General features: G+C 56.8%; 12 protein-coding genes. 3 read left to right on the plus strand and 9 right to left on the minus strand.

Going from position 1 to position 13,867, the window contains the following annotated elements; all coding sequences use genetic code 11:
• Positions 1 to 29: 29 nt before the first annotated feature.
• The 3 genes from PSES9_RS0120745 to PSES9_RS0120755 form a co-directional block, all read right to left on the minus strand.
• Positions 30 to 1,583: an arylsulfatase gene (locus PSES9_RS0120745; RefSeq protein ID WP_010490233.1), complete on the minus strand. Its 1,554-nt coding sequence runs from the start codon at positions 1,581 to 1,583 to the stop codon at positions 30 to 32.
• A 334-nt stretch (positions 1,584 to 1,917) separates the two neighbouring features.
• Complete coding sequence (gene cysS, locus PSES9_RS0120750) at positions 1,918 to 3,300, minus strand: cysteine--tRNA ligase (protein ID WP_010490235.1); 1,383 nt, start codon at positions 3,298 to 3,300, stop codon at positions 1,918 to 1,920.
• Between the two features lie 105 nt (positions 3,301 to 3,405).
• A complete protein-coding gene (locus PSES9_RS0120755; protein WP_010490237.1) occupies positions 3,406 to 5,070 on the minus strand; it encodes a glutamine--tRNA ligase/YqeY domain fusion protein in 1,665 nt (554 codons plus the stop codon).
• Positions 5,071 to 5,535: 465 nt separating this feature from the next.
• On the opposite strand from PSES9_RS0120755, the gene PSES9_RS0120760 reads away from it, so the two are divergent.
• Both PSES9_RS0120760 and lpxH read left to right on the plus strand, forming a co-directional pair.
• Positions 5,536 to 6,030: a peptidylprolyl isomerase gene (locus PSES9_RS0120760; RefSeq protein WP_010490239.1), complete on the plus strand. Its 495-nt coding sequence runs from the start codon at positions 5,536 to 5,538 to the stop codon at positions 6,028 to 6,030.
• Positions 6,027 to 6,752: a UDP-2,3-diacylglucosamine diphosphatase gene (gene lpxH / locus PSES9_RS0120765; protein ID WP_010490241.1), complete on the plus strand. Its 726-nt coding sequence runs from the start codon at positions 6,027 to 6,029 to the stop codon at positions 6,750 to 6,752. The genes PSES9_RS0120760 and lpxH overlap by 4 nt, the downstream gene beginning before the upstream one ends.
• Before the next feature lie 49 nt (positions 6,753 to 6,801).
• Here the strand turns inward: lpxH and PSES9_RS0120770 are convergent, their stop codons facing one another.
• From PSES9_RS0120770 to PSES9_RS0120790, 5 genes are all read right to left on the minus strand, one after another.
• Positions 6,802 to 8,331 (minus strand): DHA2 family efflux MFS transporter permease subunit, encoded by a 1,530-nt coding sequence (locus PSES9_RS0120770; protein WP_010490243.1) that lies wholly within the window; start codon positions 8,329 to 8,331, stop codon positions 6,802 to 6,804.
• Positions 8,332 to 8,388: 57 nt separating this feature from the next.
• Entirely contained in the window at positions 8,389 to 9,597 is a 1,209-nt protein-coding gene (locus tag PSES9_RS0120775) for an HlyD family secretion protein (RefSeq protein WP_010490245.1), read from the minus strand.
• A 16-nt stretch (positions 9,598 to 9,613) separates the two neighbouring features.
• Complete coding sequence (locus tag PSES9_RS0120780) at positions 9,614 to 11,095, minus strand: efflux transporter outer membrane subunit (RefSeq protein ID WP_010490247.1); 1,482 nt, start codon at positions 11,093 to 11,095, stop codon at positions 9,614 to 9,616.
• A complete protein-coding gene (locus tag PSES9_RS0120785; protein WP_010490249.1) occupies positions 11,092 to 11,568 on the minus strand; it encodes a MarR family winged helix-turn-helix transcriptional regulator in 477 nt (158 codons plus the stop codon). The genes PSES9_RS0120780 and PSES9_RS0120785 overlap by 4 nt, the downstream gene beginning before the upstream one ends.
• A 154-nt stretch (positions 11,569 to 11,722) precedes the next feature.
• Entirely contained in the window at positions 11,723 to 12,328 is a 606-nt protein-coding gene (locus tag PSES9_RS0120790) for a tRNA-(ms[2]io[6]A)-hydroxylase (protein WP_010490251.1), read from the minus strand.
• 268 nt (positions 12,329 to 12,596) lie between these two features.
• Between PSES9_RS0120790 and PSES9_RS0120795 the strand changes: the two genes are divergently transcribed.
• A complete protein-coding gene (locus PSES9_RS0120795) occupies positions 12,597 to 13,460 on the plus strand; it encodes a universal stress protein (protein WP_010490253.1) in 864 nt (287 codons plus the stop codon).
• A gap of 27 nt (positions 13,461 to 13,487) precedes the next feature.
• Here PSES9_RS0120795 and PSES9_RS0120800 read toward each other — a convergent pair whose 3' ends face one another.
• Entirely contained in the window at positions 13,488 to 13,769 is a 282-nt protein-coding gene (locus PSES9_RS0120800) for a hypothetical protein (RefSeq protein WP_010490255.1), read from the minus strand.
• Between the last annotated feature and the right edge of the window lie 98 nt (positions 13,770 to 13,867).

Below are 13,867 nucleotides of genomic sequence, written 5' to 3' on the forward strand. Positions count from 1 at the left end.
TTGTACCTCTGGACAGCTGGCGCAAAGACCTATTTGCCTTTGAAATCCATCAGTTTTTCAACCATTTGGTCGATCGTGAACGAGGCTGGGCGCTGACGTGGCGGGAAATCCTTGAACGTCATCAGGAACTGCTGGGTACGGAAGATCCCAGGGAAGATTGCCGACTGGGCTTTCTTGTCCCACCACACGTTGTAGCTGTTGGAATCTGTATCGGCACGCTCGAATGGATCGCGACGCAGGTTGAACAGCTTTGGCGCACGCAGGTCTACGAAGGGATCGCGCCATACATCAAAGCGGTGCGCGCGCTGCTCAGCATAAACAACCTTCCAATCACCATCACGCATGCCCAGCAATTTACCGTCGTCACTGAAGTAGTAGAAGTCAGTGCGCGGGTCTTTAGGTTCCTTGCCCTCAAGGTACGGCAATTGGTTGTAGCCATCGAGATGGACCTTGAAACTCTTGCTACCGGCCGTGTAGCCAGTGAGCAGTTTCTCTTTGACATCCGGTACACCAGCGGCAGCCATCAATGTTGGAACCCAGTCCTGAGCCGAGACTATCTCGTTGGAAACAGAGTTGGCCTTGATGTGGCCTGGCCAGCGAATGATTGCCGGGACGCGATAACCACCTTCCCAGTTGGTGTTTTTCTCACCACGGAATGGGGTGATTCCAGCGTCAGGCCACTGGTTGAAATGCACACCGTTATCGGTGGTGTAGATCACGATGGTGTTTTTAGCGACACCCAGGTCATCAAGCTTCTTGAGCAGCTCGCCGACCTGGCCATCATGCTCGACCATGCCGTCGTTATAGAAACCCTGGCCCGAAAGCCCCTTGGTTTCTTCCTTGATGTGGGTGTAGTAATGCATGCGCGTTGAGTTAAACCAGACGAAGAACGGCTTGTCTTTTTTAACCGCCTTGTCCATGAAGTTAAGCGACGCATCCAGGAATTCCTGGTCGATGGTTTCCATGCGCTTGCGGTTCAGCGGGCCAAGATCTTCGACCTTGCCGTCGGCGGTGCTGTGAATGATTCCGCGCGGGCGAATGGCTTTATCGATGACCGGGTTCTTGGTCCAGTCCTCGTCCTCAGGCGCTTCCTCGGCATTGAGGTGATAAAGGTTGCCAAGGAACTCGTCAAAACCATGGTTGGTCGGTAAAAATTCGTCGCGATCGCCCAAGTGGTTCTTACCGAACTGGCCGCTGGTATAACCCAATGGCTTGAGCAATTCGGCCAGCGTCGGATCTTCTTTTTGCAGCCCGACTGTCGAGCCAGGCATACCGACCTTGGTGAGCCCCGTACGTACCGGGTGCTGGCCTGTAATGAAGGCTGCGCGACCGGCGGTACAGCTTTGCTCCCCGTAATAATCGGTGAACATCATGCCTTCATTGGCTATGCGGTCGATATTGGGCGTTGGATAGCCCATCATGCCGTAGCTGTATTTGCTGATGTTAGTGATGCCAATATCATCGCCCATTATCACCAGAATATTGGGCTTATCGGCGGCAGATACCAGGGAGGCGGCGCATACCGAAGACGCTAGCAGCGCGGCCGTGCCGATGGTTTTTAGACGTACTCGTAACCAAGTCATCAGGACATCCTTTGAGTCATTATTATTAGCCTGCGGAGCAAGCGTGTGCATCGATGAACCCAGTCGTTGCTGGGCAAATGCCCACGACAATCACGCGTTAACTCCAACCGTCACAGGCACCGGCTGCACGCGTGACAACGCCAGTAGGTGCCTGAGGTTCAAACGAAACAGTGCTCCAGGCTGCAAGGTACGGCTTTGCCATATGCCTGCGCTTGACATTACACGACAAAGGTTTGTTTTTACGTGACAGGTTTTGACATCAGCAACTTGTGCCCCACCATCGGCGCATAAAAAAAGCCGCATAAGCGGCTTTTCTTACAGGCTTGAAAACGCCTTACTCGGCTAAACGCCAGGTTGTACCGCCCTTGCCGTCCTCAAGAACGACTCCCATGGCGGTCAGTTGATCGCGAATACGGTCGGATTCAGCCCAGTTCTTCTCGCTACGCGCTTGCAACCGTGCAGCTATCAATGCGTCTACCTGCTCCGCATCAACCTTGCCCTTCGCTCCCGCTTGCAGGAAGGACTCAGGCTCAAGCTGCAGCACCCCCAGCACCGAAGCCAGCTGTTTCAAGCGCGCAGCCAAACCGGCGGCGGCCTCTAGGTCGGTATCGCGCAGGCGATTGATCTCACGAACCATCTCAAACAACACGGCGCAGGCTTCTGGGGAGTTGAAGTCATCATCCATCGCCTCGGCAAAACGCTCGGCATAGGCATCGCCACCAGCAGGAGCGGCCTCAGGCAACCCCTTGAGTGCGTGGTAGAAGCGCTCCAGCGCGCCCTTGGCTTCTTTCAGGCTGTCTTCGGAGTAGTTGATGGGGCTGCGGTACTGACTCGACACCAGGAAGTAGCGCACCACTTCAGGATGGTATTTTTCCAGCACCTCGCGGATGGTGAAGAAGTTGCCCAGGGATTTAGACATTTTCTCGCCATCCACGCGTACCGCGCCAGCGTGCATCCAGGCATTGGCGTAAAGCTTGCCGGTGGCGGCTTCGCTCTGCGCGATTTCGTTTTCATGGTGCGGGAAAACCAGGTCGGGACCGCCGCCGTGAATGTCGAATGTCTCGCCAAGGCAGCAGGTCGACATGACCGAGCATTCGATATGCCAGCCGGGTCGCCCTTCCCCCCATGGGGATGTCCAGCTTGGCTCGCCAGGCTTGGCGCCCTTCCACAGGACAAAATCAAGCGGGTCCTGCTTGGACTCGTCGACTTCAATGCGCGCCCCGATGCGCAGGTCTTCGATCTTCTTGCGCGAGAGCTTGCCATAACCGACAAACTTGCCCACCCGGTAATACACATCACCATTGCCCGGGGCGTAGGCAAAGCCCTTGTCGATCAGGGTTTGAATCATTTCGTGCATGCCGGAAATATGGCTTGTCGCACGGGGTTCCATGTCAGGACGCAGCACCGAAAGACGGGCTTCGTCTTCATGCATGGCAGCAATCATTCGCTCGACCAGCACTTCAAAGCCTTCGCCATTTTCCTGGGCGCGACGAATAATCTTGTCGTCGATATCAGTGATATTGCGCACATAGGTCAACTCATAGCCACGAAAGCGCAGCCAGCGTGCAATCACATCAAACGCGACCATCACCCGGGCATGACCGATGTGGCAGAAGTCATAAACCGTCATGCCGCAGACGTACATCCGTACCTGGTTGCCGACTAGCGGTTTAAGCGCTTCTTTGGTCTTGCTCAAGGTGTTGTAGATGGTCAGCATAAAAAATCCTTAAACGCGGCCCTTTAAGCCACAAAATCTGCTGCATAACCCAGGGCCGCAGGCTCACTGCGGCCCTGGATTACTCACTCAGCCCTGTGCCTGGGCTCAACCCCAGGAGTCACGCAGGGTTACGGTGCGGTTGAAGACCAGCGCACCCGGCTTGGAATCTTTCGAGTCGAGGCAGAAGTAACCTTCGCGCTCAAACTGGAAACGATCATCAACCGTTGCGTTGGCCAGCGACGGCTCGGCGCGACAGCCCTTGAGCACGACCAGCGACTCGGGATTGATGTTGTCCAGGAAGCTACCGCCTTCATCGGCTTTTTCCGGATTGGCCGAGCGGAACAAACGGTCATAAAGCCGCACTTCACACTCAACGCTGGCAGCGGCTGGCACCCAGTGCACCACCCCCTTGACCTTGCGCCCTTCCGGGTTCTTGCCAAGGGTTTCAGGGTCGTAGGAGCAACGCAGTTCGATCACATTGCCCTCGGCGTCCTTGATCGCTTCATCGGCACGAATCACATAGCTGCCGCGCAAACGCACCTCGCCACCCGGCTCAAGACGCTTGTAGCCTTTTGGCGGGTTTTCTTCGTAGTCGCCAGCATCGATATAGATCTCGCGGGCAAACGGCAGCTCACGGGTGCCCATGTCCTGCTTTGGATGACGCGCCAGGCTGAGTAGCTGAACCTCATCCTCCGGGTAGTTGGTGATCACCACCTTCAGGGGCTTGAGCACGCACATGGCACGCGCGGCGTTGGCGTCAAGATCTTCGCGGATGGCGAATTCAAGCATACCGATATCCACCACGCCGCCGGCACGATTGACCCCGATCATGTCGCAGAAGTTACGCATCGATGCAGGCGTGTAGCCACGACGGCGATAGCCAACCAGCGTTGACATGCGTGGGTCGTCCCAGCCATTTACATGGCCTTCGTCCACCAACTGCTTGAGCTTGCGCTTGCTGGTGATGGTGTAGTTGAGGTTAAGCCGCGCAAATTCATACTGGCGTGGCTGTGCCGGTACAGGCAAATGCGCCAGGAACCACTCGTACAGCGGACGATGGTCTTCGAACTCAAGGGTGCAAACCGAATGGGTAATGCCTTCTATGGCATCGGACTGGCCGTGCGTGAAGTCATAGCTTGGGTAAATGCACCACTTGTCACCCGTCTGGTGGTGATGGGCATGGCGTATGCGATAGAGAATCGGGTCGCGCAGGTTGATGTTTGGCGCTGCCATGTCGATTTTAGCCCGCAGCGAGCGTGCGCCATCGGCAAATTCGCCTGCTTTCATGCGGGCGAACAAATCCAGGTTTTCTTCAACCGAACGGTCACGAAACGGGCTGTTCCGGCCCGGCTCGGTCAAGGAGCCACGGTATGCCCGCGACTCTTCAGGCGACAGGTCGCAAACATAGGCATCACCGGACTTGATCAGCGCTACAGCCCAATCATGCAGTTGGTCGAAGTAGTTGGAGGCGAAGCGTACGTCGCCTGCCCACTGGAAACCCAGCCATTGCACGTCCTGCTTGATCGCATCGATGTATTCCTGGTCTTCCTTGGCCGGGTTGGTGTCATCGAAACGTAAATGACAGTCACCACCAAACTCTTTTGCCAGGCCGAAGTTCAGGCAGATCGACTTGGCGTGGCCAATATGCAGGTAACCGTTAGGTTCCGGCGGGAAACGGGTAATAACCTTCGCGTGCTTACCTGACTCCAGATCAGCCTGGACGATGGGGCGAAGGAAGTTCGTTGCGGCGGGAGTCTCTGACTTGCTCATGGTGTCCTTGATCATGCAGGTTCGCGGCTTAGCAACGGCCGACTAAAACGATGAATGCGCTGAAAACCTCTAGACCAGTGTGCTGAGCGAGCGTTACAACATTGCATTGGCGCTATCGCAGAACCACGCTATTGGGGTAGCGCAAACGATAACCAAGCGGTGCACGACAATCACAATGGTGATGGTTTTCCGGCAATTGCAAAGCGCCTATCATAGCCGAAGCTGTCAACCCCCTGACAGGCCTTGAAACCAGTTCATTTGCGCTGCGTAGCACTTAAGTTACGTTTACAATACCCGCTGCACCGATGAGCGCATCTAAAACTCGCGCAAAAATGCGGCCTGCAAAGCCACGGACACGCAGATCCTTTACCTCTGCGCCATGACCTGACGCACGAGTTTCAGGGCTTTGTGGGTTGGCTTAGCGCGCCCCAGCCTCCTGCTTATTTTGATAGAGCGATTACTACCATGATCAAGCTGCACACCAACCACGGCGTTATCACCCTGACCCTGTTTGCCGACAAGGCGCCAGAAACCGTGGCCAATTTCAAGGAATACGTAAAAAGCGGCCACTACGATGGCACCGTTTTTCACCGCGTGATCAGCAACTTTATGGTTCAGGGTGGCGGTTTTGAACCTGGCATGAAACAGAAGCCGACCAACGCCACCATCAAGAACGAAGCCAACAACGGCGTTTCCAACAAAGTGGGCACCGTTGCCATGGCGCGCACCATGGAGCCACATTCGGCCTCTGCCCAGTTCTTCATCAACGTAGCCGACAACACCTTCCTCGACCACACCGCACCTACGGTCCAAGGCTGGGGCTATGCAGTGTTCGGCGAAGTGACCGATGGCATGGATGTAGTCGAGAAGATCAAGGGCGTGCCTACCACCATGAAGTCTGGCCACCAGGATGTTCCGGTGGACGACGTCATCATCGAGCGTGCCGAGATCGTTGAGTGATCCTACTGATCTCTGATCTGCACCTTGAACAGGAGCGCCCGGACATTACCCGGGCGTTTCTACATTTCCTCGGCACCCGCGCACGCCAGGCTGAGGCGCTGTACATTCTCGGGGATTTCTTCGAGGTCTGGATTGGTGACGATGCAATCAGCCCCTTTCAACGTTCGATTGCAGACGCACTGAAACAACTCAGTGAAAGCGGCACCGCCATATTCCTGATGCATGGCAATCGCGACTTCATGATTGGCCAGCGCTTTTGTCGCGAAGCCGGCTGCACCCTGCTGCGCGACCCCAGCGTAGTCGAACTGGCCGGTGAAGCTGTGTTGCTGATGCATGGCGACAGCCTGTGCACCCGCGATGAAAACTACATGCGCATGCGCCGCTACTTGCGCAACCCCCTGAGCCTGTGGATTCTGCGACACCTTCCACTGGGGACTCGCCATAAGCTGGCGCGCAAGCTACGCAATGAAAGCCGGGCCCAAACCCGGATGAAAGCCAGCGACATTGTCGACGTCACCCCGGATGAAGTCAGTCGGGTCATGGCCGAACACGGCGTCAAGACCCTGATCCACGGTCATACCCACCGACCGGCCGTGCACAAGCTGCTGGTAAACGGCGAGCCCGCCAGGCGTATCGTCCTGGGGGACTGGGATCGTCAAGGCTGGGCCTTGCAGGTCGATGAAACCGGCTTCAACCAGGCGCCATTCAGCCTCGACGCCTGATAAAAAACGGTGCCTTTGCACCGTTTTTCTCAACCGACACTCTTCCTGATCAGTGCCCTGCGGCTGCTGGCCCTGCCTTGGCGGTAAAGGGTGGCTTGGCCAGCCATACAATGAGTATCAGGCTTATGAACACCCAGCCCATAAGGGTGAAGTAATCCACGGTCGAGACCATGTAGGCCTGGCTGGTCAGGGTCTGCTCAAGTTGGGCATAGGACTGGACGTTGGCCCCACCGAGCTGATCCAGCGCCTGGCGCGTTACCGGGTCGTACACGCTGATATGCTCACTCAAGTAGGCGTGATGCACTTCGGAGCGACGTATCCAGATCCAGGTGGTCAGCGATGCGGCAAAACTACCGCCCAGATTACGCAGGAAAGTCGCCAGTCCCGAGCCATCGGCAATCTGATCCGGCGGCAAGTCCGAGAGCAGGATGCTCAACGTTGGCATGAAAAACAGTGCGACACCTATCCCCATGAACAGCTGGACCAGGGCGATATGCTGAAAATCAACTTGCGAGTTGAAGCCGGCGCGCATGAAGCAACTCGTGCCAATCGCCAAAAATGCGATGCCTGCCAGAATTCGCAAGTCGAACTTATGCGCATAGTTGCCCACGAACGGAGACATCAGCACCGGCAAGACGCCAAGCGGCGCCACGGCCAGGCCCGCCCAGGTCGCGGTGTAGCCCATCTGCGTTTGCAGCCACTGGGGCAAGATCAGGTTGATGCCAAAGAAGCCGGCATAGCCCCCAACCAGCACTATGGTGCCGATCCGGAAGTTGCGATGGGCAAACAGACGCAGGTTGACGATCGGATGACGGTCTGTCATTTCCCAGATAATGAATATCGCCAGTGAGATCGCCGAGATCAGCGTGCCGATCACGATGAAATTCGACTCGAACCAGTCCAGGTCATTGCCCTTGTCGAGGACAATCTGCAGCGCACCGACACCGATGATCAGGGTCAGCAAGCCAATGTAGTCGATAGGCTGATGACTGGTGACCACCGGCCGCTTGCGCATTTGCTGGGTCACCACGAAGGCGGCAAACAAACCTATTGGTACATTGATAAAGAAGATCCATGGCCAGCTGTAGCTGTCGGTTATCCAGCCGCCAAGAATTGGCCCGGCAATGGGCGCCACAACAGTCACCATCGCCAGCAAAGCCAGCGCCAGCCCCCGTTTGGCCGGGGGATACACCGCAATCAACAGGGTTTGTGTCATCGGGTACAGCGGCCCGGCCATCAACCCCTGTAGCACCCGAAAGCCCACAAGCTCAGGCATGGAGCGCGAAATCCCACACAGAAATGAAGCCAGTACGAACAGCATGGTGGCCCAGACAAACAGCTTTACCTCGCCATAACGGCGGCTCAGCCATCCGGTCAGCGGCAAGGCAATTGCGTTGCTGACGGCGAACGAAGTAATGACCCAGGTGCCCTGCTCCGCACTGACCCCGAGGTTGCCTGCGATCGTCGGCAGCGCCACGTTGGCAATAGTGGTATCGAGGACCTGCATGAAGGTCGCCAACGAAAAGCCAATGGTGCAAAGCAACAAGCTGGGCGGTGTGAAAGAAGCTTGAGAGCTCATCACCACTCCTTAATGTATTAAGACTGGCCTCGCCCGATAAGCGAGGCCCGAGGGGGATTAACGCGCCGCGGTTTTGGCCACTGGCTCGCTGTTGTCCTTGATCAGCTTGCTGATCAGGGCATCGGCATCAGCCAGCTGCTGCTTGTAGACATTGGTGGTGTACGAGGCCTTGACCGGCGGCTGCTGGGCCAGGACCGGGCCGCTTTGGTCGTGCAGGTTGACATTGACCAGGGTTGACAGGCCAATGCGCAGCGGGTGCTTGGCCAACTCGTCGTGGTTGATATGGATGCGCACCGGAACACGTTGCACGATCTTGATCCAGTTGCCGGTAGCGTTTTGCGCGGGCAAGAGTGCAAAAGCACTGCCAGTGCCAGCCCCGAGGCTGTCGACCGTGCCATTGAAAGTCACGTCATCGCCATACAGGTCGCTGGTGATCTCGACTGACTGTCCAATACGCATTTTGCTTAACTGGGTCTCCTTGAAGTTGGCATCGATCCACACTTGATCCAGTGGCACCACGGCCATCAACGGCGTGCCCGGCTGGACACGCTGGCCAAGTTGCACGGTACGCTTGGCCACGTAACCGGTCACGGGAGCAATCAAGGCACTGCGTGCATTGTTGAGGTAGGCTTGACGCAAATCGGCTGCCGCAGCCAGCACATCCGGATGCGAAGCGATAACGGTGTCATCGACCAGCGCCCGGGTGCTGTTGAGTTGTTGTTGCGCGTTATTCAAGGCGCTTTGCGCCGAGGTCAGTGCATCACGGGCGTGGGACAGTTCCTCGCGGGAAATCGCCCCGCCAGCGGCCAGGCTCTGCCGGCGCTGGTAGTCTTTCTTGGCTTTTTGCACCGCAGTCAACTGTGTTTGCACTTGCGCCTTCATGGCATCGACATTGCTGTACAAGCCGCGCACCTGGCGTACGGTACGCGCAAGATTGGCCTTGGCGCTTTGCAGCCCAACCAATGCATCGCTTGGGTCGAAGTTGATCAGCACCTGCCCCTCATGCACCAAATCACCATCATCGGCACCAATACTGACAACTGTGCCGGTGATCAGTGGCGTGATCTCGACAACGTTACCGTTGACGTAGGCATCGTCGGCGTTTTCATTCCAGCGCCCATAAAACTCGTACCAGGCCGCAAAGCCCAAGCCACCGAGAATGACCACCAGCAAGAGTACAAACAGCCAGGTTTTGCGCTTGCGCTTATTGCCCGCATCAACCGCTTGTTGGTTTTCAGCGGGTTCAGAATGAGTAGCTGTAGCCATGGCAAGTTACCTTTGATTATTCAGTGAGCGGCGCGTTGGCGTGCGCGCTTAGCGATGTGGTGTCGAGGGCTGTGGTGTCAGGTTGATAACCACCACCTAGCGCCTCCATAAGCAGGATCGACAAGTTGATTTGTTCGGCATTGAGGTTGGCCAACTGGCGCTGTGCGCCGAGTAGCTGCTGCTCAATGCTCAACACGTCGAGATAATTGCCTATCCCCGAGCCATAGCGGTCGGCGACAGTGTCGTAGGAATTCTGTGCAATCCGGGCAGCAAGGCTTTGCGAATCTATTTGCTGGTCAATCGAGCGCAACTGGCTGATGGTGTCACTGACCTGCCCCAGCGCCTGCACCAGGTTCTTGTTGTACTGAGCAACCGCCAGGTCGTAATCGGCATCGCGCGCATCAAGATCCGCACGCAGGCGGCCCCCGTCAAACAGCGGCAGCGACAGGCTTGGGCCTATGGAGAAAAATCGGCTGGCATTGCCAAACATGGCATCGCCCAGCAGCGATTGCACGCCACCCGAGGCGCTCAGGTTGAGATTGGGGTAAAAGCGCGTCTTGCTGGCATCAATATTTTTGCTGGCGGCTTCAACTCTCCAGCGTGATGCGACTATATCCGGGCGACGCCCAAGCAACTCAGCCGGCAACTGGCTGGGCAAGGCAACGGCACTGGCCTGCAAGATCGCAGGCCGGGCGATTTGCTCACCACGGTCAGGCCCCTTGCCAAGCAACACCGCCAGGGCAATCTTGGCGCTTTGCAGATTCTTTTCCGAGGCCAGCAACTGCTCTTTGGAACTGGCGGCAAGGCTCTCGGATTGCTGGTACTGATAAACACTGTCAATACCTGCATCCATGCGGCGCTTGCCGAGCTTGACCATCTGCGTGGTGCGTTTTAGGTCTTCAAGGGCCAGGTCATGCAGCGCATGGGCCTGGCCCAGGTTGTTGTAGGCTCGGGCCACGTCGGCGGCAATCGTCAGCTGTGCAGCTTTCTGATCCACTTCCGCGGCGCGTGCCTGCCCCAGGGCGGCCTCCCAAGCGGCACGTTGCCCTCCCCACAAATCGAAGTTGTAGTTGAAGTCTATGGCTGCGCTGCGCAAGGTACTGTAACGGCTGCCCTCGCCCGTGGGATCCTGGACGCGGGCCAAGCGCTCACGATCAACTCCGGCCTGGGCATCAATTTGCGGCATCCGCTCGGCATCCACCGCATAGGCTGCGGCACTTGCCTGGTGCGCACGCGCCTCAGCCACCTGCAGGTCCGGACTGTCTCTCAGGGCTTCTTCAATCAACCCATTGAGCTGGGCATCGCCGAGGCTTCTCCACCAGTCGCTTTTGGGCCAGCTGGCCGGGGAAACCTTGACCTCACTTAACGACTTCTGGGCTTGCAGTTCACTGGCATCAATGCCCGTGGCCGAAGTATTGAGACCTGAATAATTGGCACAGCCGGCAATACTCAGCGCCAGCAGTGCAAGGGAAAATTGCTGCCTGATTGCGCGACTCATTGATGATCACCCAGACGTTGCATAGTGATGGTGTCTCCTGCGCTGAACAGTATTTTCTTGAGGATTCTCTCGAGCATGGCGCGCTCTTCCGGCTCCAGCACCCCAAGCAACTCATCCATCGCAGCAGTACCGATTCTTGGCAGTTGATTCGCCAACGCCAGTCCGTCTTCGGCCAACGCCAGGCGCACATGACGGCGGTCTTCTGCACAGCGACGCCGGATAACCAATTGCTTGTGCTCAAGCCGATCGAGCATGCGGGTCATGGCGCCACTGTCCAACGACAGTTGCCGACAGAGCTCGGCTGGGGTATCCACCTCAAAGTGGGCAATCATGATCAGCACCTTGAACTGCGCTGCCGTGACCGAATAAGGCTCCAGGTTGCGGTCCAGGATCTGGTCTTTAAGCAATGCCGTACGACCGATCAACAGGCCCATCACGGAAAATGGAAATAATGGCGGGGTTGGATTACTCATTGCGCACCTGAAAAGCTGCCTAGGCAGAGAATGCGCTAGATATTACTGCCTAGGCAGCTATATTTCAAAACATTTTGTTGCATTTTTCAGGCACGAGCGAGCCGCAAGCCAAGGCTTGCAGCTGAAAACCGCGTTTTAGAGGGGGTACAGCAGGTCAGGAGGCGACTGGCACGCCACTGTGAAAGCGAAACTCTGTGTCGGGGCTGGCAATCAGTTCCTGCTCGATTGCCCTTATCCGCTCGATGCTCCGCTCAACATCCGCCGCATCGCCAAACTGATAGGCAAACTTGAGGTAATGCTGGTAATGCCGAGCTTCCGACTTCAGCAAACCATGGTAGAACTTGCCGAGTTCTTCGTCCAAATGCGGGTAAATCTTGGCAAAACGCTCACAACTGCGCGCCTCGATAAAAGCACCGACCACAAGGGTATCGACCATCTTCACTGGTTCATGGTTGCGTACCCCGGCGCGCAAACCTGAGGCATAACGGCCGGCTGACAGTGGCCGCAATTCGATTTTGCGCTTTTTCATGATGCGCACGACTTGCTCATGGTGCACCAGCTCTTCACGGGCCAGGCGCGACATATAGACCACTAGGTCGGTATGGGTGTTGTACTTGGCAATCAGGCTCAAGGCCGTTGATGCGGCCTTGAATTCACAATTCTTGTGATCCAGCAGCATCACTTCTTGCTGGTCAAGCGCCGCATCGATCCAGCCTTGCGGTGTTTCACTGCCCAGAAACGCATTGATTTCAGTCAGCACAGGCACGCTCCGTAGTGATGGACACAAATAACCAAGCCAGCACTGTGGCTGACACTAGGGGCGTGCGAAGACGCGACAAACAATCAATATTGGCTGGCGGTTGCATAGGCTCACAACAATCAAGGACGAAACCGGCGTAGATACCGGCGGCACATTATACGAATGACACGGCGAACAGCCAGCCCGGCAGATTGACTTGCATCAACTACACAGTGCGCTGGTTGCATCTATAGTTGATGAAGTGGTGCAGATTCCCTGGGAGATCATCATGCAAGCAATCCGAAGCATTCTCGTTGTGCTTGACCCCGCACTGCCGGACGCTCTGGCGCTCAAGCGTGCCAAATTGATTTCCGGCGTCACCGGCTCGCACTTACACCTGCTGGTTTGCAGCCACAAAGGCGACCACTCGGCGTTTCTCGCAGACCTTTGCAGCATGGTGATTGACGAGGGCTTTAGCGTCAGTAGCAACCAGGCCTGGCGCGACAACCTGCACAACACCATTATTACCGAGCAGCAGGCCGAGGGCTGCGGCCTGGTCATCAAGCAGCACCTGCCAGACAACCCACTCAAACGCGCCCTTCTCACGCCCGATGACTGGAAACTCCTGCGCTATTGCCCCAGCCCGGTGTTGATGGTCAAGACCGATCGTCCCTGGACCGAAGGAGTGGTGCTGGCGGCAGTCGATGTTGGCAACGATGACTACGAGCACAAGGCACTCCACGCCGGGATTATCAGCCACGGCTTCGAGATTGCCGGCCTGGCCCACGCCAAGCTGCACGTAATCAGCGCACACCCGACACCGATGCTGTCTGCCGCTGACCCAACATTCCAACTCAAAGAAACAATCGAGGCGCGCTACCGGGCAGCCTGCAAGGAGTTCCAGGCTGAGTTCGACATCAGCGAGGACCGCCTGCACATTGCCGAAGGCCCGGCCGACTCATTGATCCCACTTACTGCGCATAACCTTGGCGCGGTGGTTACCGTCATTGGCACTGTCGCACGCACGGGGATTTCCGGCGCATTGATCGGCAATACTGCCGAGGTGATTCTCGACGCGCTTGAGAGCGATGTGCTGGTACTCAAGCCCGACGACATTATCGACCACCTCGAAGAACTGGTCGCACAAGCCTAACCCCTCCCCTAAAGCTGCAGCGCGCCCCTATGGCGCGTTGCAGTTGATTTCCTGGATCCAACCTTGTTGCAATGCGTGACTGAGCACCTGCGCCAGTTGCTCGCTGCCTATAAACGCGCGCATCGCCTCTGGCGATTCCCAGGTTGCACTCAACAGCCAATTGGCGCTGAGTTGCGGATCTGCCTCGACAGCAAATGCTCGGCAACCGGCCATGGACGAAACATCATCAAGGGCTTCGCACAAATAAGCTCCAAGCACTTCATCACAGCCGCTGTTGGCCCGGATCAGGGCACATTGATAAGTCGTCATGTCGCTCTCCATCTCTTTGTTAACCGCTGTTTCAGCCTGCTGACGCGACAGGGCTCGCCAAATACAGTTACAACGGCAAGACAGTCAGCGATAAATTC

This window comes from Pseudomonas sp. S9, from assembly GCF_000222125.1.
GTDB lineage: Bacteria > Pseudomonadota > Gammaproteobacteria > Pseudomonadales > Pseudomonadaceae > Aquipseudomonas > Aquipseudomonas segetis.

Excerpts from the sequence above, each read along its gene's own strand:
- PSES9_RS0120745 (WP_010490233.1), bottom strand. The coding sequence starts at position 1,583 with ATGACTTGGTTACGAGTACGTCTAAAAACCATCGGCACGGCCGCGCTG.
- cysS (WP_010490235.1), bottom strand. The coding sequence starts at position 3,300 with ATGCTGACCATCTACAACACCTTGAGCAAGACCAAAGAAGCGCTTAAA.
- PSES9_RS0120755 (WP_010490237.1), bottom strand. The coding sequence starts at position 5,070 with ATGAGCAAGTCAGAGACTCCCGCCGCAACGAACTTCCTTCGCCCCATC.
- PSES9_RS0120760 (WP_010490239.1), top strand. The coding sequence starts at position 5,536 with ATGATCAAGCTGCACACCAACCACGGCGTTATCACCCTGACCCTGTTT.
- PSES9_RS0120770 (WP_010490243.1), bottom strand. The coding sequence starts at position 8,331 with ATGAGCTCTCAAGCTTCTTTCACACCGCCCAGCTTGTTGCTTTGCACC.
- PSES9_RS0120775 (WP_010490245.1), bottom strand. The coding sequence starts at position 9,597 with ATGGCTACAGCTACTCATTCTGAACCCGCTGAAAACCAACAAGCGGTT.
- PSES9_RS0120780 (WP_010490247.1), bottom strand. The coding sequence starts at position 11,095 with ATGAGTCGCGCAATCAGGCAGCAATTTTCCCTTGCACTGCTGGCGCTG.
- PSES9_RS0120785 (WP_010490249.1), bottom strand. The coding sequence starts at position 11,568 with ATGAGTAATCCAACCCCGCCATTATTTCCATTTTCCGTGATGGGCCTG.
- PSES9_RS0120795 (WP_010490253.1), top strand. The coding sequence starts at position 12,597 with ATGCAAGCAATCCGAAGCATTCTCGTTGTGCTTGACCCCGCACTGCCG.
- PSES9_RS0120800 (WP_010490255.1), bottom strand. The coding sequence starts at position 13,769 with ATGACGACTTATCAATGTGCCCTGATCCGGGCCAACAGCGGCTGTGAT.